Source organism: Burkholderia sp. JKS000303, assembly GCF_002563755.1.
Lineage (GTDB): Bacteria > Pseudomonadota > Gammaproteobacteria > Burkholderiales > Burkholderiaceae > Burkholderia > Burkholderia anthina_B.
Window position 1 is genome coordinate 2091454 of the sequence record NZ_PDBZ01000001.1, and the last position, 25607, is coordinate 2117060.

Below are 25607 nucleotides of genomic sequence, written 5' to 3' on the forward strand. Positions count from 1 at the left end.
GCGAAACGATCAGCCCGCGGCGGCGCGCAGCCGCGCGTCGAGCTCGCCGAGCTGCGCGGGCGTACCGACGTTCTCCCAGATACCTTCATACAATTCGCCGGTCGCGTGGCCGGCCTCGATCGTCGCCTTGAAGTAAGGCGACAGCGCGCGATGCGTGCCGGGCACGATGTCGCGGAACATCCGCGTGTCGTACACGCCGATGCTGCCGAACGTCACGCGCGGCGCGCCGGCGAGGGACAGCCGGCCGTCGTCGCGGAGCACGAAATCGCCGGCCGGATGGAACGGCGGGTTCGGCACCATCACGAGATGCATCGCGGGCGCATCGAGCGCGGCCATCTGCGCGGCGCGCGCGGCGAGCGTCCGGTAGTCGAATGCGCAGTACACGTCACCGGCAACCGCCGCGAACACCGTCGGCCGGCCGTCGCGTTCGAGCAGCGGCAGCGCCTGCGCGATGCCGCCCGCGGTTTCCAGCGCGTCGCCTTCGGCCGAATACGCGAGCCGCACGCCCCAGCGCGAACCGTCGCCGAGCGTGGCTTCGAGCTGGTCGCCGAGCCAGGCGTGGTTGATCACGATCGTCTCGATGCCCGCGCGTGCGAGCGCTTCGATCTGCCAGACGATCAGCGGCTTGCCGCCTGCTTCGAGCAGCGGCTTCGGGCGGGTGTCGGTGAGCGGGCGCATCCGTTCGCCGCGCCCGGCGGCGAAGATCATCGCCGTGTTCAGGGGAGTGCTCATGTTCGGCCGGATATCAGGACGGTAGAGGGCGGTCAGAACGTATAGCCGACGTCGGGCGCCGTCTTGTCCTCGAGCTCGTCAAGCAGCTTCGCGAACGGCACGAGCGGGCGGTAGCGCAGTGCGACCTTGCGCGCATAGGTCAGGAAGCGCGGCAGGTCGCTCAGGTAGTGCGGCTTGCCGTCGCGGTAGTTGATGCGCGCGAACAGGCCGAGGATCTTGATGTGGCGCTGCAGCCCCATCCATTCGAGTTGGCGGTAGAACTCGCCGAAATCGGGGTCGACCGGCAGGCCGGCCTTCTTTGCCTTCTCCCAGTAGTACGCGAAGCAGTCGAGCTCGAACTCCTCGTCCCAACTGATGAACGCGTCGCGCAGCAGCGACACGACGTCGTACGTCAGCGGTCCGTACACGGCGTCCTGGAAGTCGAGCACGCCCGGGTTCGGCTCGCAGACCATCAGGTTGCGCGGCATGAAGTCGCGCAGCATGAAGCCCTGCGGCTGCGCATGGGCGCTCGCGACCAGCAGCGCGAAGGTGCGGTCGAGCGTGCCGCGCATCGCGTCGGTCACGGGCTTGCCGAGGTGCCGGCCCACGTACCACTCGGGCAGCAGCTCCATCTCGCGGCGCAGGAACGCTTCGTCGAACGGCGGCAGCACGTCGGGCTTGGAGCTCAGCTGGAAGCGGATCAGCGCGTCGAGCGCGTCGCGCATCAGCGGACGGGCGGCGACCGGGTCGGCCGGATCGAGCACCGAGATGTACGACGTGCGGCCGAGATCGGTCACGAGCATGAAGCCGGCATCGAAATCGTGCGCCAGCACGTCCGGCACGTGGTCGCCGGCCGCGGCCAGCAACTGCGCGACCTGGACGAACTCGCGGCACTTCTCGGGCGGCGGCGCATCGACGGCGATCAGCGCGCCGCCGGGGCTCGCGGCCGACGCGACACGGAAATAGCGGCGGAAACTGGCGTCCGACGAGGCGGGCGCGAGCGTCGACAGGTCAAGGGCGTAGCGCTCGGCGAGCGGGCGCAACCACGCGGTCAGTGCTTCGAGGCGGGCGTCGGGCTGGGATGCGGCGGATGGGGGCGTCATGAAACTCGGAGGAGGGGGGAACGTCTTGCCATATAATACCCCACGACTTTTTTGACGCGCCCCGCGTCAGCTTCTGCCGTGCAGGTCCGCCGCCTGTCGCGCCGTTCGCCCGATCGCCTCCCCCGTTTGCGCTCAGCCGCAGTCGCGGTTCGACGGTGCGGCCGGCCGTGCGCGAATGTGCCAGGCAGGTACGGTTGACAAGGGGCGATTCGCCAAACGATAGATGCCGCCCAAACCGCTATTCCCGAATGTTTTCCCCGGTGACGGGGCGCCGCGCAAACGGCGGCTCGCGCTCGCGCTCCTGGCCGTGCCCGGCCTCGTGCCGGCCGTGTCGTACGCGCAGCTGTCGGGTGCGGCCGCGCAGCCGCAGCCGCTCGATTCGCCGTGGGATCTGCGTCTCGCACCCCAGCTCGAGGATCATCCGCTGAAGGACGGCACGAAGCCGGCCGCCTTCGTGATCGCCGACCATACGAGCGGCACGGCCGAGCAGGACCTGGCCGCGAAGGGCTCCGCCGAGCTGCGGCGCGGCGATGCGGTCGTGAAGGCCGATGCGATCCACTACGATCAGGATACCGACATGGCCGATGCATACGGCCAGGTCCGGGTGATCAACAGCGGCACATCGTTCGTGGGCCCCGAGGCGCATCTGAAGATCGAGGCGAACCAGGGCTTCATGACGGCGCCGAAGTACCACTTCAACATGACGGGCGGATCGGGTAGCGCGGAGCGCGTCGACCTGCTCGACAGCGAGCGTTCGGTGTTCGTGAATGGCACCTACACGGCGTGCCAGTGCTCGACGAACCCCGCGTGGTACATCAAGGGCAGCCGTTTCGACTTCGATACGGGCGCCGACGAAGGCACCGTGCGCAACAGCGTGCTGTTCTTCCAGGGCGTGCCGATCTTCGCGAGCCCGTGGATGACGTTCCCGTTGTCGGGCGATCGGCGCAGCGGCCTGCTGCCGCCGACGTTCTCGATGAACTCGAACAACGGGTTCGAGCTGACGCTGCCGTACTACTTCAACATCGCGCCGAACCGCGACCTGACGCTCACGCCGCGCATCATCTCGCGGCGCGGCGTGCAGACCGAGGCGACGTTCCGCTATCTGTCGCCGACGTATTCCGGCACGTTTACGGCGAATTACCTGCCGGATGACCGGCTCGCGCACCGCGACCGCTACGCGATCTACTGGCAGCACCAGCAGAACTTCGGCGGCGGTTTCGGCGGCTACGTCTACTTCAACAAGGTCTCGGACAACACGTATCCCGAAGACCTTGGGTCGATGAACCAGTTCATCAACGGGACGCAGACGCTGTACCAGCAGGAAGCCGGCCTCACGTACAACAAGGGCCCGTGGTCGGTGCTCGCGCGCTACCAGCACTGGCAGACGCTGCCGCCGTCGATCGCGCCGTACAGCCGCGAGCCGCAGTTGAACGTGAAGTACACGAAGTACAACGTCGGCGGCTTCGACTACGGCGCGGAAGCCGACTATTCGCGGTTCCGCATCACGACCGCCGACTCGACCGAAGGCGACCGCGTCGTCTTCAACCCGTACCTCTCGTACGGCGTGTACGGCCCCGGCTACTTCGTCGTGCCGAAGGTCCAGTACCACTTCGCGTCGTACGACCTCAACTACCTGTCGTCGAGCACGCCGAACAGCCCGAAGCGCTTCACCGAGTCGATCCCGACCGTGAGCTTCGACTCGGGCCTGATCTTCGACCGCTCGGTGCGCCTGTTCGGCCAGGACTTCATCCAGACCCTCGAGCCGCGCCTGTACTACGTGTACACGCCGTATCGCGACCAGTCGAACGCGCCGCTGTTCGACACCGCGGAATCGGACTTCGGGCTCGCGGAGATCTACCAGCCGAACACGTTCGTCGGTAACGACCGGATCGCGGACGCGAACCGGATCACGGCGGGCCTGACGTCGCGCTTCATTGATCCGCGCACCGGCGACGAACGCGCGCGCTTCGTGATCGCGCAGCAGTACTACTTCGCCGACCAGCGCGTCACGCTGAACTCGGGCCAGACCGCGGCGCAGGCGCGCCACTCGGACCTGATCGTCGGCGCCGCGCTGAAGCTCGGTTCGGGCTTCATGTCCGAGACGGCGTTCCAGTACAACCAGAACAACAACCAGCTCGTGAAATCGAGCGTCGGTTTCGGCTACAGCCCGGGCGAGCGCCGTGTGATCAACGTCGGCTATCGCTACACGCGTGCGAACACGACGCTTGACGGCCAGCCGATCAACCAGTTCCTGGTGTCCGCGCAGTGGCCGCTCACGCGCCGGCTGTACGCGATCGGCCGTTTCAACTACGACCTGGCCGGAGATCGCGTGGTCGACGGGCTGCTCGGCTTACAATACGACGCGGATTGCTGGGCGCTCGGGGTCGGGGTCCAGCGGTTTGCGAACGGCGTGAATACGTCGGGGCAGCAGAACTCGTCGACGCGTTTCATGATGCAGCTGACGCTCAAGGGCCTGTCGACGGTCGACAACGGCCTCGTCTCGGCATTCCGCGCCGGGGTACCGGGCTACACGCCGCTGCCGTCCGCACCGCCGCCGATGTCCCGCTTCAGCAACTACGAGTAACGCCGGCTTGTCTGCACCGGTCAGCACGATTTCAATGGAGTTTCAGTGGCAATGAAGAAAACCCTTCGTTTCGCGGCAGTCGTGTCCAGCCTCGCCGCGTCCGCCGCGCTGCTCGCCGCGGCGCCGGCCGCGGCGCAGGCGCTCGGTTCGCAAGGTGCGCAGCTCGCCGACGAAGTCGTCGCGGTCGTCAACAACGACGTGATCACGAGCCGCGAACTCGACCAGCGCGTCGGCCTGATCTCGCGCCGGCTGCAGCAGCAGAACGCGCCCGTGCCGCCCGCCGACCAGCTGCGCGCGCAGGTGCTGAACCAGATGGTGCTCGAGCGCATCCAGGTGCAGAAGGCGAAGGACGACGGGATCCGCGTCGACGACGCCACCGTGCAGTCCACGCTGCAGCGCCTCGCGCAGGCGAACGGGATGACGCTCGACCAGTATCGTGCGCGCATCGTCGGGCAAGGCGTGCCCTGGAGCATCTTCACGAACGATGCCCGTACCGAACTGATGCTGTCGAAGCTGCGCGAGCGCGAAGTCGACGGCAAGATCACCGTGTCGGACGCCGAAGTCGCGAACTACATCGCGAGCCAGCGCGGGCCGAGCGCATCGCAGCAGCAGGATCTGCGCTTCGAGCACATCTTCATCAAGGCGCCGACCAACGCGCCGCAGCCGGAGATCGAAGCCGCGCAGAAGAAGGCTGAGGCGTTGCTGCAGCAGGCGACGTCGGGCGCCAATTTCGAGAGGCTCGCGAAGAACAATTCGGAAGCGAACGACGCGAAGAAGGGCGGCGACCTCGGCTTCAAGGCGCCGGGCGCACTGCCGCCGGACGTCGTTGCAGCCGCATCCAAGCTGCGCCCGGGCCAGGTCAACCCGACGCTGATCCGCGTGCCGGACGGCTTCGAGATCGTGCGTCTGGTCGATCGTCGCGAGAGCCAGGGCACCTCGGCCGCGGCACCGAAGATCGTGCAGACGCACGTGCGCCACATCCTGCTGCGCGTGGGCGAAGGCAAGTCGGAAGGCCAGGCGCGCCAGCAACTGCTCGACATCCGCAAGCAGATCGAGGCAGGCGGCGATTTCGAGAAGTTCGCACGCACCTACTCGCAGGACGGGTCGGCGTCGCAAGGCGGCGACCTCGGCTGGATCAGCCCGGGCGAGACCGTGCCTGAATTCGAGCGCGCGATGAACAACCTGCAGGACGGCCAGATCAGCCAGCCGGTGCGGACCGAGTACGGCTATCACCTGATCCAGGTGATCGACCGCCGCGATGCGGAAGGCTCCGTGCAGCAGCAGATGGATATCGCACGCCAGGCGATCGGCCAGCGCAAGGCCGAGCAGGCGTATGCCGACTGGCTGCGCGAGCTGCGCGATTCGTCGTACGTTCAGTACAAGATCAGCGGCATGGGCCCGACGAACTGAGCGAGCGCCAGATGACGACACCCGCGCTGCAGATCGCGATCACGACCGGTGAGCCCGCGGGTGTCGGTCCGGAGCTGACCGTGCAGGCATTGCAGGACGCCGCGCGGCGCTGGCCGGATGCCCGTTTCACCGTGCTCGGCGACGCCGCGCTGCTCGATGCGCGCGCGGCGGCCGTCGGCGCCGACCGGGCGGTGCTCGCCGGCGGTCAGGTGTCGGTCGAGCATCACGCGCTCGCCGCGCCCACGCAGGCGGGCACGCTCGACGCGGCCAACGGCCGCTACGTGCTCGGGCTGCTCGACGCGGCGATCGACGGGGCGGTGGCGGGGCGGTACGACGCGATCGTTACCGCGCCGCTGCAGAAGAGCACGATCAACGATGCCGGCGTGCCGTTTACCGGCCACACCGAATATCTGGCGGAGCGCACCCACACGCCGCGCGTCGTGATGATGCTGGCGGGCACCGGCGAGCGGCCGCTGCGCGTCGCGCTCGCGACGACCCACCTGCCGCTGAAGGACGTATCGGCCGCGCTGACGATCGACGGTCTCGTCGAGACGCTCGCGATCATCGATCACGATCTGCGGCGCGACTTCGGTCTCGCCGCGCCGCGCATCCTCGTGACGGGGCTGAACCCGCACGCGGGCGAGAACGGCTATCTCGGGCGCGAGGAGATCGACGTGATCTCGCCGGCGCTCGCGCGCGCGAACGCGCAGGGCATCGACGCGCGCGGTCCGTATCCCGCCGACACGCTGTTCCAGCCGCGCTACCTCGCGGATGCCGATTGCGTGCTCGCGATGTTCCACGATCAGGGCTTGCCCGTGCTGAAGTACGCGACGTTCGGCGAGGGCATCAACGTCACGCTCGGGCTGCCGATCATCCGCACGTCGGTCGATCACGGCACCGCGCTGGATCTGGCCGGCACGGGCCGTGCGGATCCCGGCAGCATGGTCGCCGCGCTCGACACGGCCGTCACGATGGCGCGCCATCGCCGCGCGTCCTGACGCACGCAGGCCTTCGCGGCCTGACTTTATTCGTCGTATTTTTCGTTTTTCTCAGTCGATGTCGAACAGCAGACAGCACCAAGGCCACTTCGCGCGCAAGCGCTTCGGGCAGAACTTCCTCGTCGATCACGGCGTGATCGACTCGATCGTCTCGACGATCGGCCCCGCGCGCGGCCAGCGGATGGTCGAGATCGGCCCCGGGCTCGGCGCGCTGACCGGGCCGCTGATCGAGCGTCTCGCGACGCCCGAGTCGCCGCTGCACGCGGTCGAACTCGACCGCGACCTGATCGGCCGCCTGCAGCAGCGCTTCGGCGCGCTGCTGGAACTGCACGCGGGCGACGCGCTCGCCTTCGATTTCCGCTCGCTCGCGGCGCCCGGCGACACGCCGTCGCTGCGTATCGTCGGCAACCTGCCGTACAACATTTCGAGCCCGCTGCTGTTTCACCTGATGACGTTCGCGGACGCGGTCATCGACCAGCATTTCATGCTGCAGAACGAAGTCGTCGAACGGATGGTTGCAGAGCCGGGCACGAAGGCGTTCTCGCGGCTGTCGGTGATGCTGCAGTACCGTTACGTGATGGAGAAGATGCTCGACGTGCCGCCGGAATCGTTCCAGCCGCCGCCGAAGGTCGATTCGGCGATCGTCCGGATGATTCCGTACGAGCCGCACGAACTGCCGGACGTCGATCCCGTGCTGCTCGGCGAAGTCGTCACGGCCGCGTTCTCGCAGCGCCGCAAGATGCTGCGCAATACGCTCGGCGACTATCGCGAGACGATCGATTTCGATGCGCTCGGTTTCGATCTCGCGCGACGCGCGGAGGATGTCAGCGTGGCCGAATACGTCGGCGTCGCGCAGGCGCTTGCGGCAGTGCGCAAGGCGGCCGACTGATTGCAGCGCGCGGCGCGCGCCACGTCGATGTTCACGAGGCAGCCCCATGGGGCTGCCTTTTTTATTGCCCGGACGTCGCGGCAGGCCGGGCGCGTCACGCGCGCCGGCGCGGCGGCGCGTTGACGAGCGCGATGCCGGTCAGCACCAGCGCGGCCGCGGACATGAAGCGCCAGCCGACCGACTCGCCGAGCAGCAGCACGCCGAACGCGACGCCGAACAGCGGCGACAGGAACGTGAACACGGACAGCCGTGATGCGCTGTAGCGCGTGAGCAGCCAGAACCACGACAGATAGCTGACGAACGCGACGATCACCGACTGGTACGCGAGGCTCGCGAGCGCAAGCGGCGTGGCGCGTGCGAACGACGTCTCGCCGAGCACGGCCGCGAGCCCGACCAGCACGACGGCCGACACCGCGAGCTGGTAGAACAGCGTCTTGCTCGCGCTTGCGCGCGCGAGCGACGTCGAGCGCACGACGACCGTCGTCGCGGCCCACATCGCGCCGCCGAGGATCCCGAGCGCGTCGCCGGCGAGCCCCGTCAGCACCGACGCGCCGGGCGCGCTCGGCTTCAGGAAGCCGTCCGCGAACGCGAGCGCGATGCCGGCGAACGCGAGGGCGACGCCCGCCCACTGCATGCGCTGCAATCGCTCGCCCGGTGCGAACAGGTGCAGGCCGAGCGCGGTGAAGCAGGGCGCCGTGTACAGGAAGATCGCCATGTGCGATGCGCTCGTCAGCGTCAGCCCGAAGAACACGCAGATGAACTCGCCGGCGAACAGTGCGCCGGCCGCGATCCCCGCGCCGAGCGTGCCGTCCGCGCGAAACAGCGGCGTGCCGCGCGAGCGGGCCCAGCCCCACAGCAGCAGCGCGGCGATCACCGAGCGCAGCCCGGCCTGGAACATCGGCGGGATGGCGGCATTCGTGCTCTTGATCGCGACCTGCTGGAAGCCCCAGATCGCGCAGAGCAGCAGCATGACGCCGACGGCGCGCGTGTCGAGCGCGCGGCGCACGGGCGAAGCGGCGAGCGCGCTCATCGGCGGGCCTCGGCGCAATGGCGGGAAGACAGCTGCAGCAGGTGGACGGCGCGGACGGCGCGCTCGAATCGGCGGTTTCGCACGGGAGGCAGGGTGGCTGAATGAAGGGGGTGAGTCGCGTTTCCGCGGCGGGCGGCATGCCCGCTTTTGGTGCGAGGTGGGACGATGTTACCCGATCGGCCGCGACGGCGGCGCGCGTCGCGCCTGATGGTTTCCACGAGCGTGCGGGCGGCGGTGCCGCGCACCGATGCGCGCTATCGGCCGGTGGCGTATGGGGCGTGCGCGGCGAGATTCACACGACTCCGGTAGAATTTCTGGTTCTGGCAAGGCCCCACAGGAGTACAACACATGCGTTTGCTGCATACGATGCTGCGAGTCGGCGATCTCGACCGCTCGATCAAGTTCTACACCGAATTGCTCGGCATGAAGCTGCTGCGCCGCGAGGATTATCCGGACGGCAAGTTCACGCTTGCGTTCGTCGGCTATGAAGCGGAAAGCACGGGCACCGTGATCGAGCTGACCCACAACTGGGATACGCCGTCCTACGATCTCGGCAACGGTTTCGGCCACCTGGCGGTGGAAGTCGAAGACGCGTACGCGGCTTGCGACAAGATCAAGGCGCAAGGCGGCAAGGTCACGCGCGAAGCGGGCCCGATGAAGCACGGCACGACCGTGATCGCGTTCGTCGAGGATCCGGACGGCTACAAGATCGAGTTCATCCAGAAGAAGGCGCACTGAGCGCTGGATGAGCGGTTCGCGGCGCGTTGCGCGTCGCGGGCAACGAAAACGGGCGATGCGGCATTCTTCGCATCGCCCGTTTGGCGTTTACGTCGCGACCGACGACGTTACAGCGACGGCAGCAACTCGGGCGGATGATGCTTGAGCGTGTGCCGTGCTTCGCGGAATTCCGGGAAGATCGATTCGACGGTCTGCCAGAAGGCCGGGCTGTGGTTCATTTCGCGCAGGTGCGACAGTTCGTGCGCGACGACGTAGTCGATGATCGACATCGGGAAATGGATCAACCGCCAGTTCAGCCGGATCTTGCCGTCGCTCGAGCAGCTGCCCCAGCGCGTCGCGGCCGATGACAGCGCGACCATCGAATACGTGACGCCGAGCTTTTCCGCATAGACGACGAGGCGTTCACCGAAGATCCGCTTCGCTTCGTTCTGCAGCCAGCCCTGCACGCGATCCTTGATCTGCTGCATGTCCGCCTGCACGGGCAGCGGCAGTGACAGCCGCAGTGCGTCGGCGTCGAACGCGAGGGCGCCCGCGCCGAGCGCGATCGTCACCGTCTTGCCGAGATACGGGAGTTGCGCGCCGTCGCGCCAGTCGATCTGCGGCAGTGCGCGCTGCTCGGTGCGGGTCTTCCATTCCGCGAGCTTCGCGAAGATCCAGCGCTGCTTCTCTGCGATCGCCGCCTCGATGTCGGCGAGCGTGACCCAGCGCGGCGCGGTGATCGACAACCCGCTGCCGTCGATCGTGAAGCCGATCGTGCGGCGTGCCGAGCGCTTCAGCCGGTATTCGAGCACGCGACTGTCGAGCGCGAACGTGCGGACGCGGGAGCGATCGGGGGCGCGGCCCGGGTCGAGCGGGGCGGTGGGCGCAGCCGCCGCCGGCGTGGCTTCGGGCTGCGTGGGCGGTGCGGCGGGTGCCGACGGTGCGGCAGCCGGCCCGTCGAAGAGTGGCAGATCCATCTGGCGATGATCGAGGGCCACGACGGCAGGCCGTGGCCGCGGACGCTTTTTCATCAATTCGCTTCGTTTCGTCGTACGCAACGGCGGCAATCCGGGGGATTCAGATGCGCGCGGCATCGCGCGTACCCGCATTACCCGGCTCGCGATAGGCATCCGGGTCGATGCGGCGCATTTCCGCTTCGATCCATGCTTCGACCTGCGAGTTCAATACGTCGGGCGTTTTGCCTTCGACCGGAATCGGCTTGCCGATCGACACGGTGACCACGCCCGGGAATTTCGTGAACGAATTGCGCGGCCACACACGACCTGCATTGTGCGCGATCGGCACGACCGGCGCACCGGTTTCGATCGCGAAGCGCGCGCCGCCCGTCTTGTACTTGCCTTGCTTGCCGACCGGCGTGCGGGTGCCTTCCGGGAACATGATCATCCATGCGCCTTCCGACAGGCGCTTCTTGCCCTGGCGGATCACCGACACGAACGCGTTCTTGCCTTCCTTGCGGTTGATGTTGACCATGTGCAGCAGCCCGAGCGCCCAGCCGAAGAACGGCACGTACAGCAGCTCGCGCTTGAACACGTAGCAGAGCGGCTTGGGCATCAGCGCCGGAAACGCGAGCGTTTCCCACGCGGACTGGTGCTTCGACAGCAGCACGGCCGGGCCGTCGGGCAGGTTTTCGAACCCTTCGATCCGGTAGTGGATGCCGTTCAGCCAGCGCACGACCCACAGCGTCGACTTGCACCAGCCGGCCGCCATCCAGTAGCGCGCGTCGGGACGCATGAACGGAAACGCGATGAAGCACGCGGTGGCGTACGGCACCGTGTACACGATGAAGTAGATCAGCAGCAGCAGGGAGCGGATGAAGCGCATCGGCGTGGGTCTGACAGTAAGGAGGATGCGCGCGGCGCCCGCATCACTCGTGTTCGTGTGAAAGGAAATCCAGGGCGAACGCGCGCAGGTCGTCGTGGACCTTCGTGCCGTCGGGCAGGTTGCCCGCGGCGAGCGTCTTCTTGCCTTTGCCGGTCAGCACGAGGTGCGGCTGGAAGCCGACCGCGACGCCAGCCTGCAGGTCGCGCAGCGAATCACCGACGACCGGCGTGTGATCGGGATCGATCTCGAAGCGCTCGGCGATCATCTGCATCATGCCGGGTTTCGGCTTGCGGCAGTCGCAGCGATCCTCGGCCGTGTGCGGGCAGAAGAACACCGCGTCGATGCGCGCGCCGACCGCCGCCGCCGCGCGATGCATCTTCAGGTGCATCTCGTTGAGCGTGGCCATGTCGAACAGCCCGCGACTGATGCCGGACTGGTTGGTCGCGACGACCACGCGATAACCTGCGTGGTTGAGCCGTGCGATCGCCTCGAGGCTGCCGGGCAGCGCGATCCACTCGTCGGGCGTCTTGATGAACGCATCCGAATCGACGTTGATCACGCCGTCCCGGTCGAGGACGACGAGCTTGCGGTTGGGGCTGGTCGGCATCGTTCGGCCTTTATGCGGCGAGCTTCGAGATGTCGGCGACGCAGTTCATCTGCTGATGCAGCGCGAACAGCAGCGCGAGACGGTTCGCGCGCAGCGCGGGATCCTCGGCATTGACCATCACGTCGTTGAAGAACGTGTCGACCGGCGCGCGCAGCGCGGCGAGCGCGGACAGCGCGCCCGTGTACGCACGTGCTTCGAGCTGCGACTGCACGTGCGGCGTCACGGCCGTGAGCTGTTCGTGCAGCGCCTTTTCGGCCGCCTCGACGAGCAGCGTCGGCTGTACCGTGCCGTTCGCGCCGCCTTCGGACTTCTTCAGGATGTTCGAGATCCGCTTGTTCGCGGCCGCGAGCGCTTCGGCTTCCGCGAGGCGCGTGAACTCGCGCACGGCGTCCAGACGTGCGACGAGATCGTCGACGCGCGTCGGGTTCAGGCTCAGCACCGCGTCGACTTCACCGGCCGTATAGCCGCGTTCGCGCAGCAGGCCGCGCAGGCGATCCATGAAGAACGCGAAGATCGCATCGGTCGATTCGGCGACGCCCGGCACGCCTTCGAAGCGCGCGTGGGCCGTGCGCAGCAGCGACACGAGATCGAGCGGCAACTGCTTCTCGAGCAGCAGACGCAGCACGCCGAGCGCGTGACGGCGCAGTGCGAACGGATCTTTCTCGCCGGTCGGCGCGAGGCCGATGCCCCAGATGCCGACGATCGTCTCGAGCTTGTCGGCGAGCGCGACGGCGGTCGACACCGGCGTGGTCGGCAGTGCGTCGCCGGAGAAGCGCGGCTGGTAGTGCTCGGCGCAGGCCAGCGCGACGTCGTCGGGTTCGCCGTCGTGACGCGCGTAGTACGTGCCCATCGTGCCCTGCAGCTCCGGGAACTCGCCGACCATGTCGGTCAGCAGGTCGGCCTTCGCGAGGCGCGCGGCGCGCTTCGCGTGCGCGGCATCGGCGCCGATCACCGGGGCGATTTCACCGGCCAGCGCTTCGAGACGCTCGACGCGTGCGAGCGCCGAGCCGAGCTTGTTGTGATAGACGACGTTCGCGAGCAGCGGCACGCGCTCGGCGAGCGGCTTCTTCTTGTCCTGCTCGAAGAAGAACTTCGCGTCGGCGAGGCGCGGGCGCACGACGCGCTCGTTGCCTTCGATGATCTCGCCCGGCGTCTTCGTCTCGATGTTCGACACGATCAGGAAGCGCGAGCGCAGCTTGCCGCTGACATCGGTCAGCGCGAAATACTTCTGGTTCGTCTGCATCGTGAGGATCAGGCATTCCTGCGGCACCTGCAGGAATTCGTCCTCGAAGCGGCACGGGTAGACGACCGGCCATTCGACCAGCGACGTCACTTCGTCGAGCAGCGATTCGGGCATCACGACGGTGTCGCCGTTCGCGTGCTCGTTCAGCTGCGTGCGGATCGTTTCGCGGCGATCGGCGAAGTGCGCGATCACGCGGCCCTTGTCGCGCAGCGTGTCGGCGTACGCGTGCGCATGCTGGATCGCGACGAGGCCGTCGGACAGGAAGCGGTGGCCGAGCGTGGTGTCGCCGGCATCGATGCCGAACGCGGTGACCGGCACGACGCGATCGTCGTGCAGCACCGTCAGGCGGTGCACCGGACGCACGAACTTCACGTCGGAGCCGTCCGGGCGCTGGTAGGTCATGAACTTCGGAATCGGCAGCTTCGCGAGCGCTTCGTCGAGCGCGGCCTGCAGCCCGTCGGCGAGCGTTGCGCCGGCCGCCGAATAGTTGACGAAGAACGCTTCGGCCTTGCCGTCCTGCGCGCGTTCGAGATCGGCGATCGTCAGGGTCGGGTGGCCGAGCGCCGCGAGCTTCTTCGCGAGCGGGGCGGTCGGCTTGCCTTCGGCGTCGAGTGCGACCGACACGGGCAGGACCTTTTCGCGGACCTGTTTTTCAGGCGCGACGGCGCGCACGTTCTGCACGACGACCGCAAGGCGGCGCGGCGTGGCGTAGCGCTCGAACACGAGTTCGCCTTCGATGAGGTCGCGCGCGGCAAGGCGTTGTGCGATACCTTCGGCGAATGCGTCGCCGAGGCGTGCGAGGGCCTTCGGCGGCAGCTCTTCGGTCAGCAGTTCGACGAGCAGGGGGGCGGGATGATTGTGCGTCATGTCTGGAATAAATCTCGTCTCGTCAGTCCTGATCGATCTTGCGTTCGACCTTCAGCGGCGGCGCCCATGCCGGCTGGGCGGCGTCCTGGGCGTCGGTGGTGAGGCCCGGCACGCCCGGCGGGTTGCCGAGCATCGGGAAGCCGAGCTTCTCGCGCGAGTCGTAGTAAGCCTGCGCGACGAGACGCGACAGCGCGCGGATGCGGCCGATGTACGCCGCCCGTTCCGTCACCGAGATCGCGCCGCGCGCGTCGAGCAGGTTGAACGTGTGACCGGCCTTCAGCACGAGTTCGTACGCGGGCAGCGCGAGCTGCGCGTCGATCATCTTCTTTGCTTCCGATTCGTAGCTGTTGAAGAACGTGAACAGCAGGTCGACGTTCGCGTGCTCGAAGTTGTAGGTCGACTGCTCGACCTCGTTCTGGTGGTAGACGTCGCCGTACGACAGGCGGCGCAGCTCGGGGCCGTTCGGGCCTTGCTCTTCCCACTCGGTCCAGACCAGGTCGTACACGTTCTCGACCTTCTGCAGATACATCGCGAGGCGCTCGAGACCGTACGTGATCTCGCCGAGCACCGGCTTGCATTCGAGGCCGCCGACTTCCTGGAAGTACGTGAACTGCGTGACTTCCATCCCGTTCAGCCACACTTCCCAGCCGAGGCCCCACGCGCCGAGCGTCGGGTTTTCCCAGTCGTCCTCGACGAAGCGCACGTCGTTCTGCTTCAGGTCGAAGCCGAGTGCCGCGAGCGAGCCGAGGTACAGGTCGAGGATGTTTTCCGGTGCCGGCTTGAGCACGACCTGGTACTGGTAGTAGTGCTGCAGGCGGTTCGGGTTCTCGCCGTAGCGGCCGTCCTTCGGGCGGCGCGACGGTTGCACGTAGGCGGCGCGCCACGGCTCGGGGCCGACCGCGCGCAGGAACGTGTGGACGTGCGACGTACCCGCGCCGACTTCCATGTCGATGGGCTGGAGCAGGGCGCAACCCTGCTTGTCCCAGTAGGACTGCAGCGTCAGGATGATTTGCTGAAACGTAAGCATGAAGAGCCTTCGTGGCGCTGGCGCTCCGTTGCGGGCGGCGCTCCGGGCAGGGCCCGGAGAGTCGGCTCGCGCGGCGGCGCGGCTTGTTAGTGTGCTGAAACGTGCAATTTTACCGGATCGGCGACCGGATGCGGCCGGAACGCGGACGAAGGGGCCGTCGACGGTGTTTTCGCCGCATCCGTGCGACGCGCCGACGTGCGTGGCGCGGTCTCGGGCGCCGCGCCGCGACGGCGTTCGCGATGTGCTTGCGGCAGCGGTTCCCGCGAGCGTTAAGATGCGCGTATCGCGGTGCGCGCGACCGTTGTCGCGCGACCGATCGCCGATTCCCGGAGCGCATGGACGACTCGAACGACCTCCTCATTCCGCTGCTGCCGCCGTTGCTCGCACTGCTCGGCCAGGCCGTCGACGCGCACGCGCGCGGCGAGCGCGCCGCGCACGATCTGTGGCTGAGCGCCGCCGGCCATCTGTACGCGACCGACATGACCGCGCTCGCGCGGCTGACCTCGACGCTGGTCGCGCGGCAGCGCAAGGCCGACGCGCTCGCGCTGGCCGAATGCGCGGCACGCCTTCACCCGGGTGCCGCCGCCGGCTTCAATCACGGCTACGCGCTGCAGATGCTCGACCGTCACGCCGACGCCGTCGTGCCGTACCGCGCGGCGTTCGCGCTCGACCCCGGCTGGCCGTCGCTGCGCAACAACCTCGCGGTCGCGCTGCGCCTGTCGGGCGGCGATCGCCACGAGGAAATCGCGCTGCTCGACGCGGCCGTGGAGACCGATCCGCACGACGTGCAGGCGTGGATCAACCTGATCGTCGCGCGGCTCGCAGTGCAGGATCTCGACCGTGCGCTCGTGTGCGCCGCGCGGCTCGCGGAGATTGCACCCGACAACGCGCTCGCGCAGAACAACATCGCGATGACGATGAAGGAGGCGCAGCGCTGGGACGACGCCGAGCGCTACGCGGCGCGCGCGTGCGAGCTGGCGCCCGACGACGCGGCGTTCCGTTTCAACCTCGCGATCATCCAGCTCGTGCGCGGCAACTACGCGGACGGCTGGCGCGGCCACGAGGCGCGCTGGGACGGTGCCGGCGAACTGCGCGGCCGCCTGCCGGTGCTGCCCGGCCCCCGCTGGCGCGGCGAGCCGCTCGCCGGCAAGACGCTGCTCGTGTGGGGCGAGCAGGGGCTCGGCGACGTGCTGCAATTCAGCCGCTACGTCGCACCGCTTGCCGAGCGCGTGCACCGCGAGGGTGGCCGGCTCGTGTGGAACACGTTCCCGCAGGTCGGCACGCTGATGGCGCGCAGCCTCGGCGCGCATGCGGACGCGTTCAGCGCGGGCGGCGGCGTCGACGAGCTGCCGCCATTCGACTACGAAGTGCCGCTGATCGGCCTGCCGCTGCTGCTCGGGACGCAGGCGTCGACGTTCGGCGCATCGGTGCCGTACCTGCACGCCGATCCGCGTGCGCGCGACGCGTGGCGCGCGCGGCTCGCGGGCGACGGCCGGCTGAAGGTCGGGCTCGTGTGGACGGGCAGCGCGGGGCACCAGCGCAACCCGTTCCGGCGTGTCGGGCTCGAGCGTTATGCGAGTGCGTTTCGCGGTATCGACGGTGTCGCGTTCCATTCGCTGCAGCCGGGCGCGGAAGCGGACGTCGCCGCGGCGCGCGCGGCCGGCTTCGCGATCGACGACTACACGGCGGAGCTGAAGAGTTTCGACGATACGGCCGCGTTCATCGGTGCACTGGATCTGGTGATCACGGTGTGCACGTCGGTCGCGCACCTGTCGGGCGCGCTCGGTGCGCGCACCTGGGTGCTGCTCGACGTGAATCCGCACTGGCCGTGGCTGCTCGAACGCACGGACAGCCCGTGGTATCCGACCGCCACGCTGTACCGGCAGCCGGCATTCGGCGCATGGACACCGGTGATGGAAACGCTCGCGCGGGATCTGCGCGGGCGGGTCGAGGAAGCGAAGCGGGGGCGTTGACCGGCGTGAAGGTTGGCTGGCGTTTGGACGGAATCACGCTGCGGCTTGCGGTTCGGCACCCGGGCCGAACAGCAAGCCGATGCGTCGTCAGGCGTTCTGGTCGCCGCCGGCTTTCGCGCCGTTGCGGCGGCGCAGGCCGGGCCCGAACGTGAAGCCGAATGCGAGCAGCACGAGCGACACCGCGAGCACGATGTTGTTGCCGCTCGTCACGTACGGCGTGAAGCCGCTCGTGCCTTCGATCCGCACGTCGAGCGAGCCGATCGTGTACGGCTTCAGCTGACCGAGCACGCGGCCGTGCGCGTCGATCGCGGCCGTCATCCCGGTGTTGGTCGAGCGCAGCATCGGCCGGCCCGTTTCGAGCGCGCGCATCCGCGCGATCTGCAGGTGCTGGTCGAGCGCGATCGTGTCGCCGAACCACGCGAGGTTCGTCACATTGACGAGCACGCCGGGCGGTTGCGGATTGTCGCGGATCGTTGCGGCGATTTCCTCGCCGAACAAGTCCTCGTAGCAGATGTCGGCCATCACCGGCTGGTTGTGCACGAAGAACGGCTTCTGCACTGGCGCGCCGCGCGCGAAATCGCCGAGCGGCATCTTCATCAGGTCGACGAACCACCGGAAGCCCCACGGGATGAATTCGCCGAAGGGCACGAGGTGGTGCTTGTCGTAGTGATAGATGTCGCGCGAGTGCGGCGTCACGCCGTACAGGCTGTTCGTGTAGTCGACGTAATGGCCGTCCGGCGTCACCGACGCGCCGACCGCGCCGAACAGCACGGCCGAGCCCGTCGTGTCGCTGAACTTGCGGATCGCGACGGCGAACGGCTCGGGCAGCTCCTGGATCATCACCGCGATCGCGGTTTCCGGCGTGACGATCAGGTCGGCCGGCTTCTCGATGATCATCTGCTGGTACATCTTGATCGCCGCGTCGATGCCCGCTTCCTCGAACTTGATGTCCTGCTTCACGTTGCCCTGCAGCAGCCGCACGGTGAGCGGCGCGTTCGCGGGCACGGTCCACGTGGCCTGCGACAGCCCGAGGCCGGCCGCGATCAGTGCGACGGCGATGGCGGCCGGCGCGGCAATCCGCACGCGCGGGTTGCCGTTGGCGTCTGGTTCATTCGCGTTCGCGGGCGCGCGGCGCGCGGCGACGAGCGCCTGCACGACCAGCGCGGCGAACAGCGCGAGCACCCAGCCGATCCCGTACACGCCGACGACCGGCGCGAAGCCCGCGAACGGGCCGTCGACCTGCGGATAGCCGCTCGCGAGCCACGGGAAGCCGGTAAACACCGTGCCACGCAGCCATTCGCCGAGCGCCCACGCGCTGGCGAATGCGAACGCGCCGTGCCAGGTCGGCGAGAACGGCCGCGGATCGGGCGTGCGACGATGCCACGCATGGCCCGCGCAGAACGACCACAACCCGGCCGAGAACGCCGGGTACAGCGACAGGTACAGCGAGAACAGCACCAGCGCGCCGCCCGCGAGCGGCGCCGCCATCTCGCCGTACACGTGCATGCTGATGTAGAGCCACCAGATGCCGGTCATGAAGTTGCCGAAGCCGAACGCGCCGCCGGTGAGCGCGGCGCCGCGCCAGCTCGACGTGCGCGTCAGTTGCGCGAAAAACCAGACGAATACGACGAGCTGCAGCCAGCCGCCGTGCGGCGTCGGTGCAAAGCTGAGCGTATTGGCCGCGCCGGCGAGCAGCGCGGCCGGGTAGTGCCAGCGCGGCAGCGCGCGGCTGGGCGCCGGCGCGAGAAGACCGCCAGCCGGGCGGGACGGGATTGGATCGTCCATGTGACGCAGAAGGGGGCGAGCGGTTGAAAAAGACGCGGCCGGCGCGAGGCGGTCAGTCCTCGTGCGAGGTTTCGGCGCGGCGGCTCGCGAGCGGGTTGCGGCGTACCAGCAGCACGTGGATCTGGCGCGCATCGCCGCGCTGGATCTCGAACACGAGGTTGCCGAGCTGCAGCTTCTCGCCGCGATGCGGCACGCGACCGAAATGATGCGTGATCAGGCCGCCGATCGTGTCGACTTCGTCGTCGGGGAAATCGGTGCCGAACGTCTCGTTGAACTGGTGGATCTCGGTCAGCGCGCGCACGCGGTAGCGGCCGTCCGGACCCGAGATGATGTTGCCGGCTTCTTCGTCGAAGTCGTATTCGTCCTCGATGTCGCCGACGATCTGTTCGAGCACGTCCTCGATCGTGATCAGGCCCGCGACGCCGCCGTATTCGTCGACGACGATCGCGAGGTGGTTGCGGTTCACGCGGAAGTCGTGCAGCAGCACGTTCAGGCGCTTCGATTCGGGGATGAACACGGCGGGACGCAGCATCCCGCGCACGTCGAATTCCTCTTCGGCATAGAAGCGCAGCAGGTCTTTGGCGAGCAGCACGCCGATCACGTTGTCGCGATTCTCCTCGTACACCGGGTAGCGCGAGTGCGCCTTTTCGAGGACGAACGGGATGAAGTCTTCAGGCTTGTCCGCGATGTTGATCGCGTCCATCTGTGCGCGCGGCACCATGATGTCGCGGGCGCACAGGTCGGATACCTGGAACACACCTTCGATCATCGACAGCGAATCGGCGTCGATCAGGTTGCGTTCGTGGGCGTCCTGGAGGATTTCCAGCAGCTCGGTCCGGGATTCCGGCTCGGGCGAGATGAAGTCGGTCAGGCGCTCGAGCAGCGAGCGCTTTTCTTGCGGTTTGTCGGTTAGCTTACGACTGGGATACGAATCGTTCATGGTGGTGCGCCCGGGTCATGCCGGAGCGCGCTGTCACGGAGTAGGCAAGGATACACCAAGGGCATGGCGCAGCCGTGTCACACCGGCCGTCCGGCCGGGCTCAGGCGGCCCGCGCGAGCCCCGCTCGAGGACGGCCATGCCGCGCACGGCGCCGTCCTTCATATCCATCGTATCTCAGAAAGGGTCGCCGGGGCAGCGGCGGCAAAAATGCGGGCGCCGGCGGTGGCCGCCCGGTCGGGCGGCAGCGCGGCACGGCGGCATTTCGTCGCGCCGCGCCGGCGCGGGGTTCAGAAGCGCATGCCGGCCGAGCAGCCGCCGGCAGCCGCGCCGTTGGTCGCGGCGCCGCCGCAGCCGAGCAGGCCGCAGCCGGCGAGCGTGACGCTCGCGACGACGAGCAGCGCGGCGAGCAGGCAGCGCGAGCGGCATGACGGTTGCAGCGGAGCGGATCCGGGGCCGGACGCGCGGGCGGCCCGGCCCGCGTCGGCGGCCGGTGTGGCGCCCATGTGCCGGCCGGGCGTTACCGGCATCGCGCGAGCAGCCCTTCGAGCGCGCGGTCGGGGATGCCGCTCGCGCGCAGCGCGTCCACGGTGCGGCTCACGTAGTCGAGCGTCGTCCCGTAGCGGCCGGCCGCGCAGCCGAACACTTCCTTCACGACCGGGTCGGTCAGCTTGCCGGTGTAGGTCGGCGCGTCTCGGCGCATCACGAACGCGAGCGCGTTCACGCGTTCGCCGGTCTCGAGCGAGCACGGCAGCCAAGCGGGCCGGTACGAGCCCATCGGCATCTCGCGTTTCCACAAGGTTTCGAGATGCGGCTGCGCGGTCGGGCCCGCGAGCCGGAAGGCGATGCCCGAGCACGAGCCGCCGCGATCGAGCGCGAGCACGAGCCCCGGACGTTCGGGCGTGCCGCGGTTCACGCGCGACCACAGGTAGAGCCCGCGATGGTAGCCGTGCACCTTGCCGCGCACGGCGGCGACGGTCGGCAGCCCGGGGTTCCAGATCAGCGAGCCATAACCGAACAGCCACAGATCCTGCTGGCCGTCCCAGTCGCGCATCGTGTGCGCGAGCGACGCCGCGAGCTCGTCGTCCGTCAGCAGCCGCCCGTCGCCGATCGACGGCGGGTAGGCGGGCGGCAGTATCGCGGCGTGGTGCATGTGCAGGCGGTGCTTACTGGTACGGGTTCGGGAAACCCAGTTTCGCGAGGATGTCGACTTCGAGCGCTTCCATTTCGGCTGCGTCCTCGTCGCTCGTCTCGTGATCGTAGCCCTGCGCGTGCAGCGCGCCGTGCACCAGCAGGTGCGCGTAGTGGGCCGTGAGCGGCTTGCCCTGTTCGTGCGCTTCCTTCTCGACCACCGGGCAGCACAGCACGAGGTCGCCGATCACGGTGCCGTCGGGCGCTGCGTCGTACGCGAAGGTCAGCACGTTGGTCGGGTAGTCCTTGTGGCGGTAGCCGGCGTTCAGCGTGCGGCCTTCTTCGTCGCCGACGAAGCGCACGGTCAGCTGCGCGTTGGCGAACAGCGCCGGCTCGAGCCATTCGGCGATCAGCTTGCGCTTGGGGAGCGCCTTGCGCACGTCGCCGGTGATCTCGTCGCCGTACTGCACGGACAGGTCGAGTTCCGGCTCGCGCAAGTCGGCTTCCAGTTCCTCGTCGCGCGGCGCGATTTCGGCGCCCACGTGCAGCGTCACGCTGTCGTAGTGCTCCGGCTGCAGCGCGAGCTTCGCGCGCATCGCCGGGTCGTTGTGCTGCGCGACGATCGCGACGGCCGCCTCGCCCGAGCTGCCCGACAGGTCGAACATCAGGCTGCGGCCATCCGGGAAGTCGATTCGCAGTCCTTGCGCGTTGATGGTCCGGGCTTTGCCCTTCGCATCGAACAGCGAAACACGGGGGGAATCGGACGCGGCGGACTGGTCGCGACCGGACTTGCGGGAGCGGGAAGATTTCATGACGGGTGAGGCGATTGGGACGCGTTGAGGATACACCAAACGGCCGATCGCACCCGAATTCGAACCGGCCGCGCGCGGACGAAAAAAAGCCCGGCGCGCCGTCGGGCGGGCCGGGCCGTTGACCGGTACGGCGCGCGGGCGCCACCGGTGCTTCAGGCGTTCATGCGTCCTTGTGCTGGGCGTGAAAGTCGTCGTAAGCCTCGACGATGCGCGCGACGAGCGGATGGCGCACGACGTCCGCGCTCGTGAAGCGCGTGAGCGCGATGCCGCGCACGCCGCCGAGCACCTGCTGCGCTTCGACGAGGCCGCTCTTGTGGCCGCGCGGCAGGTCGACCTGACTGGTGTCGCCGGTCACGACGGCCTTCGAGCCGAAGCCGATCCGCGTGAGGAACATCTTCATCTGCTCGGGCGTGGTGTTCTGCGCCTCGTCGAGGATGATGAACGCGTGGTTCAGCGTGCGGCCGCGCATGTACGCGAGCGGTGCGATCTCGATCATCTGGCGCTCGAACATCTTCGCGGTCTTGTCGAAGCCGAGCAGGTCGTACAGCGCGTCGTACAGCGGACGCAGGTACGGGTCGACCTTCTGCGCGAGATCGCCCGGCAGGAAGCCGAGCCGCTCGCCGGCCTCGACGGCCGGGCGCGTCAGCACGATTCGCTTGACTTGGTCGCGCTCGAGCGCGTCGACCGCGCATGCGACCGCGAGGTAGGTCTTGCCGGTGCCGGCTGGCCCGACGCCGAGCGTCACGTCGTGCGACAGGATCTGCTTCAGGTACTCGCGCTGCGCGGGCGTGCGGCCGCGCAGGTCGGCGCGCCGCGTGTAGAGCTTCGGTGCGGGCTCCTCGTCCGGCTCGCTGGCATCGAGTTGTACGATGGGGTCGTCGAACGGATGGTCGGGGTCGCCGCGAAAGCGCACGTCGAGCGTGTCCTGGCGGCCGTTGCCGGACGTGTGGCGCACTTCGACCAGCGCGAGCTGGATGTCGTCGACCGACAGCGCATCGCGCGCGCGGTTGTAGAAGTTCTCGAGCGCGGCGAGTGCGAGCTTGGCGCCGCGGCCGCGGATCGCGATCCGGTGGCCGCGTCGCGACAGCGTGACGTCGAGCGCCTGTTCGATCTGCCGCAGGTTCTCGTCGAGCGGGCCGCAGAGGTTGGCGAGGCGCGCGTTGTCGTCGCGCGGCGCGACGAATTCCAGTGCTTGGGTCGGCTTCAAAGTAGCGTCGGGCTCCTGTTGAGCGTCAATCGGTCAGTGGGTGGCCGCGCTCGCGTCGTCGCTGACGAGCAGCAGCTCGCCGCGCAGCGAATGCGGATACGCATGGTTGATCTTCACGTCGATCATCTGGCCGATCAGGCGCGGGTGCGATGCGAGCGGCGCCGGGAAATTCACGACCCGGTTGTTCTCGGTACGGCCCGCGAGTTCGTTCGGGTCCTTGCGCGACGGGCCCTCGACGAGGATCCGCTCGACCTTCCCGACCATCGACTGGCTGATGCGTGCGACGTTTTCCTCGATGGTCGCCTGCAGATGTTGCAGGCGTTTGAGCTTCACTTCGCGCGGCGTGTCGTCGGCGAGGTTCGCGGCCGGCGTGCCGGGGCGCGGGCTGTAGATGAACGAGAAGCTGGTGTCGTAGCCCATGTCGTGCACGAGCGCCATCATCTTGTCGAAATCGTCCTCGGTTTCGCCGGGGAAGCCGACGATCATGTCGGTCGACAGCGACAGGTCCGGGCGGATCGCGCGCAGCTTGCGGATCACCGACTTGTACTCGAGCACCGAGTAGCCGCGCTTCATCGCCATCAGGATCCGGTCGGAGCCGTGCTGGACCGGCAGGTGCAGGTGGCTCACGAGCTTCGGCACCTTCGCGTACGTGTCGATCAGGCGCTGCGTGAATTCCTTCGGGTGCGACGTCGTGTAGCGGATCCGCTCGATGCCGGGGATGTCGGCGACATATTCGATCAGCGTCGCGAAATCGGCGATCTCGGTCGAACCGGCCGTCAGCGCGCCGCGATAGGCGTTCACGTTCTGGCCGAGCAGCGTGACTTCGCGCACGCCCTGGTCGGCGAGGCCGGCCACTTCGGTCAGCACGTCGTCGAGCGGGCGCGACACTTCATCGCCGCGCGTGTACGGCACGACGCAGTAGCTGCAGTACTTCGAGCAGCCTTCCATGATCGACACGAACGCGCTCGGCCCCTCGACGCGCGCGGGCGGCAGGTGGTCGAACTTCTCGATCTCGGGGAACGTGATGTCGACCTGTGCGCGACCGCTCTCGCGGCGCGCGTCGATCATCTGCGGCAGGCGGTGCAGCGTCTGCGGGCCGAACACGAGGTCGACGTACGGCGCACGCGACACGATCGACGCGCCTTCCTGGCTGGCGACGCAGCCGCCGACGCCGATCAGCAGGCCCGGCTTCGCTTTCTTCAGCTCGCGCGCGCGGCCGAGATCGGAGAACACCTTTTCCTGCGCCTTTTCACGCACCGAGCACGTGTTGAACAGGATGATGTCCGCGTCTTCCGGGGTATCGGTCTTTTCGAGGCCTTCGGCGGCATGGAGCACGTCCACCATCTTGTCCGAGTCGTACTCGTTCATCTGGCAGCCGAAGGTCTTTACGTAAATTTTCTTGGTCATGGGGATTCGCCGTTCGCAGTGGTTGACCTGGGGGCGTCGTCAAGGGTGAATCGGGACGGCTGCTGCCGGAGCAGCGGCTCGGGCCGGCGCCGGCCGGGGCCGAAGGGCGGACCGGGGCGCGCAGCGCGCGTCGAGCCTGTCGTGAACTGCGGTGAAAAGCCGTCGGGAAAGCCTTCCATTATAGCTTTACGCGCTGTCCGGGGCGGACGGCGGGTTGTAGCCGCGCGACGCCGTCCGCCGCGCTCCTACCCCGAAATGGTGCGAGGCCGGCCGCGGCTGCGGTCGTCAGCGGCACGCGTTCAGCAGGTCGTCGTGCGCGGCTTCCTCGCGCGCGAAGCGTTCGACGAGGAAGTCGAGCAGCACGCGCACGCGCGGCGCCATGTAGCGCTTGCCCGGATAGATCGCGTGCAGCGGCGCGCTCTGGTGCCGCCAGTCGGGCAGCAGGACCTTGAGCCGCCCGGCGCGGATGTCGTCGGCGACATCCCAGATCGAGTTCAGCACGATGCCGCGACCGCGCAGTGCCCACTCGCGGGCGAGGCCGCCGTCGTTGGTCTCGAACGCGGTGGCGAGCGGCACCGTGCAGGTCTGCGTGTCGTCGCCGCGCGTGAAGCGCCACGTGTTCATCGGCCCGGACGCGACCGTGATCACGTTGCATGGAAAGCGGGCCAGATCGTGCGGATCACGCGGCTCGCCGTGGCGTTCGACGAACGACGGTGCCGCGCACGGCACGCGCCGGTCCGCGGCAAGCCGGCGGGCGACCAGCGCGCCGTCGGGCGGCGCGGCGAAACGGATCGCGAGGTCGATCTCGTCCTGCCACAGGTTCACCGTCGAGTCGGACGCCGTCAGCGAGAACGTCACGTCCGGGTGGCGTGCGGTGAATTCGTCGAGCCAGTCGAGCAGCCGTCGGCGGCCGAAATCGGACGTCGCCGACAGCCGCACCCGGCCGCCGACGACGTTGCGGCCGGCCTGCAGCAGCGCGTTTGCGTCGTCGAGCGCCTGCAATGCCTGCCGGCAGCCGTTCAGGTACAGGCGGCCCTCGTCGGTGAGCCGCAACTGCCGGGTCGAACGGTCGAACAGCCGGGTGGCGACCGCCGCTTCCAGCTTCGCGAGGCGCGCGCTCGCGGCGGCCGGCGTGAGGTTCAGCTTGCGCCCGGCCGCCGACAGGCTGCCCAGTTCAGCCGCCTCGACGAACAGCCGGATATCGCCCAGTCGGTCCATCGGATTTTTCACAATTTTTTGAAAATGGTTCAAATGCCACGCCAATTATCAAGGATAGGCGTATTCGGGACAATGCGCGCACATCCCGCCTTTTGTGCGGTGCGGCACC

General features: G+C 68.2%; 22 protein-coding genes. 6 read left to right on the top strand and 16 right to left on the bottom strand.

What is annotated here, in order from left to right:
• Window positions 1–9: 9 nt before the first annotated feature.
• Both murU and BX604_RS10165 read right to left on the bottom strand, forming a co-directional pair.
• Window positions 10–732: an N-acetylmuramate alpha-1-phosphate uridylyltransferase MurU gene (gene murU, locus BX604_RS10160; RefSeq protein WP_098550627.1), complete on the bottom strand. Its 723-nt coding sequence runs from the start codon at window positions 730–732 to the stop codon at window positions 10–12.
• 32 nt (window positions 733–764) lie between these two features.
• Window positions 765–1814, bottom strand: a complete 1050-nt coding sequence (locus tag BX604_RS10165; protein ID WP_098550629.1) for an aminoglycoside phosphotransferase family protein — start codon at window positions 1812–1814, stop codon at window positions 765–767.
• 223 nt (window positions 1815–2037) lie between these two features.
• Here BX604_RS10165 and BX604_RS10170 point away from each other — a divergent pair, with 223 nt between their 5' ends.
• From BX604_RS10170 to rsmA, 4 genes are read left to right on the top strand one after another with little or no spacing between them, the layout of a single operon-like run.
• On the top strand, window positions 2038–4398 hold the full coding sequence (locus BX604_RS10170; RefSeq protein WP_098550632.1) for an LPS-assembly protein LptD: 2361 nt from the start codon (window positions 2038–2040) through the stop codon (window positions 4396–4398).
• Between the two features lie 51 nt (window positions 4399–4449).
• Window positions 4450–5808 (top strand): peptidylprolyl isomerase, encoded by a 1359-nt coding sequence (locus tag BX604_RS10175; RefSeq protein WP_098550634.1) that lies wholly within the window; start codon window positions 4450–4452, stop codon window positions 5806–5808.
• Between the two features lie 11 nt (window positions 5809–5819).
• On the top strand, window positions 5820–6806 hold the full coding sequence (pdxA, locus tag BX604_RS10180; protein WP_098550636.1) for a 4-hydroxythreonine-4-phosphate dehydrogenase PdxA: 987 nt from the start codon (window positions 5820–5822) through the stop codon (window positions 6804–6806).
• A 58-nt stretch (window positions 6807–6864) separates the two neighbouring features.
• Window positions 6865–7695, top strand: a complete 831-nt coding sequence (gene rsmA / locus BX604_RS10185) for a 16S rRNA (adenine(1518)-N(6)/adenine(1519)-N(6))-dimethyltransferase RsmA (RefSeq protein ID WP_098550637.1) — start codon at window positions 6865–6867, stop codon at window positions 7693–7695.
• Between the two features lie 94 nt (window positions 7696–7789).
• On the opposite strand, the gene BX604_RS10190 is transcribed toward rsmA, so the two are convergent.
• On the bottom strand, window positions 7790–8725 hold the full coding sequence (locus BX604_RS10190; protein ID WP_098550639.1) for a DMT family transporter: 936 nt from the start codon (window positions 8723–8725) through the stop codon (window positions 7790–7792).
• 348 nt (window positions 8726–9073) lie between these two features.
• Between BX604_RS10190 and gloA the strand changes: the two genes are divergently transcribed.
• Entirely contained in the window at window positions 9074–9463 is a 390-nt protein-coding gene (gene gloA, locus BX604_RS10195) for a lactoylglutathione lyase (RefSeq protein ID WP_098550641.1), read from the top strand.
• 107 nt (window positions 9464–9570) lie between these two features.
• Here gloA and BX604_RS10200 read toward each other — a convergent pair whose 3' ends face one another.
• The 5 genes from BX604_RS10200 to glyQ are packed head-to-tail and all read right to left on the bottom strand — an operon-like array spanning window position 9571 to window position 15028.
• Window positions 9571–10473 carry a M48 family metallopeptidase gene (locus tag BX604_RS10200; RefSeq protein ID WP_098550643.1) on the bottom strand — a complete coding sequence of 301 codons (903 nt, stop codon included), beginning with the start codon at window positions 10471–10473 and terminating at the stop codon, window positions 9571–9573.
• A gap of 46 nt (window positions 10474–10519) precedes the next feature.
• Window positions 10520–11284 carry a lysophospholipid acyltransferase family protein gene (locus BX604_RS10205; RefSeq protein ID WP_098550645.1) on the bottom strand — a complete coding sequence of 255 codons (765 nt, stop codon included), beginning with the start codon at window positions 11282–11284 and terminating at the stop codon, window positions 10520–10522.
• A 43-nt stretch (window positions 11285–11327) separates the two neighbouring features.
• The gene (gene gmhB, locus BX604_RS10210; protein ID WP_098550647.1) at window positions 11328–11891 is read right to left on the bottom strand and encodes a D-glycero-beta-D-manno-heptose 1,7-bisphosphate 7-phosphatase; all 564 of its coding nucleotides are present in this window, start codon (window positions 11889–11891) and stop codon (window positions 11328–11330) included.
• 10 nt (window positions 11892–11901) lie between these two features.
• Window positions 11902–14001, bottom strand: coding sequence for a glycine--tRNA ligase subunit beta (gene glyS, locus BX604_RS10215; protein WP_098550648.1), 2100 nt, complete (start codon window positions 13999–14001; stop codon window positions 11902–11904).
• A 22-nt stretch (window positions 14002–14023) separates the two neighbouring features.
• Window positions 14024–15028, bottom strand: a complete 1005-nt coding sequence (glyQ, locus tag BX604_RS10220; protein ID WP_098550650.1) for a glycine--tRNA ligase subunit alpha — start codon at window positions 15026–15028, stop codon at window positions 14024–14026.
• A 335-nt stretch (window positions 15029–15363) separates the two neighbouring features.
• Here glyQ and BX604_RS10225 point away from each other — a divergent pair, with 335 nt between their 5' ends.
• The gene (locus tag BX604_RS10225) at window positions 15364–17001 is read left to right on the top strand and encodes a hypothetical protein (RefSeq protein ID WP_098550652.1); all 1638 of its coding nucleotides are present in this window, start codon (window positions 15364–15366) and stop codon (window positions 16999–17001) included.
• Window positions 17002–17088: 87 nt separating this feature from the next.
• Here the strand turns inward: BX604_RS10225 and lnt are convergent, their stop codons facing one another.
• The 8 genes from lnt to BX604_RS10265 form a co-directional block, all read right to left on the bottom strand.
• Entirely contained in the window at window positions 17089–18786 is a 1698-nt protein-coding gene (gene lnt / locus BX604_RS10230; protein ID WP_098550653.1) for an apolipoprotein N-acyltransferase, read from the bottom strand.
• A gap of 52 nt (window positions 18787–18838) precedes the next feature.
• Window positions 18839–19726, bottom strand: a complete 888-nt coding sequence (locus tag BX604_RS10235) for an HlyC/CorC family transporter (protein WP_098550655.1) — start codon at window positions 19724–19726, stop codon at window positions 18839–18841.
• Window positions 19727–20013: 287 nt separating this feature from the next.
• On the bottom strand, window positions 20014–20229 hold the full coding sequence (locus BX604_RS10240) for a hypothetical protein (RefSeq protein ID WP_098550656.1): 216 nt from the start codon (window positions 20227–20229) through the stop codon (window positions 20014–20016).
• Window positions 20230–20243: 14 nt separating this feature from the next.
• The gene (locus BX604_RS10245; protein ID WP_098550658.1) at window positions 20244–20876 is read right to left on the bottom strand and encodes a gamma-glutamylcyclotransferase; all 633 of its coding nucleotides are present in this window, start codon (window positions 20874–20876) and stop codon (window positions 20244–20246) included.
• Between the two features lie 13 nt (window positions 20877–20889).
• Entirely contained in the window at window positions 20890–21666 is a 777-nt protein-coding gene (gene ybeY / locus BX604_RS10250) for an rRNA maturation RNase YbeY (protein ID WP_098550660.1), read from the bottom strand.
• A 160-nt stretch (window positions 21667–21826) separates the two neighbouring features.
• Entirely contained in the window at window positions 21827–22873 is a 1047-nt protein-coding gene (locus BX604_RS10255; protein ID WP_098550663.1) for a PhoH family protein, read from the bottom strand.
• 33 nt (window positions 22874–22906) lie between these two features.
• Window positions 22907–24280: a tRNA (N6-isopentenyl adenosine(37)-C2)-methylthiotransferase MiaB gene (gene miaB, locus BX604_RS10260; protein ID WP_098550665.1), complete on the bottom strand. Its 1374-nt coding sequence runs from the start codon at window positions 24278–24280 to the stop codon at window positions 22907–22909.
• Window positions 24281–24565: 285 nt separating this feature from the next.
• Window positions 24566–25498 carry a LysR family transcriptional regulator gene (locus BX604_RS10265; protein WP_098550667.1) on the bottom strand — a complete coding sequence of 311 codons (933 nt, stop codon included), beginning with the start codon at window positions 25496–25498 and terminating at the stop codon, window positions 24566–24568.
• Window positions 25499–25607 lie beyond the last annotated feature (109 nt).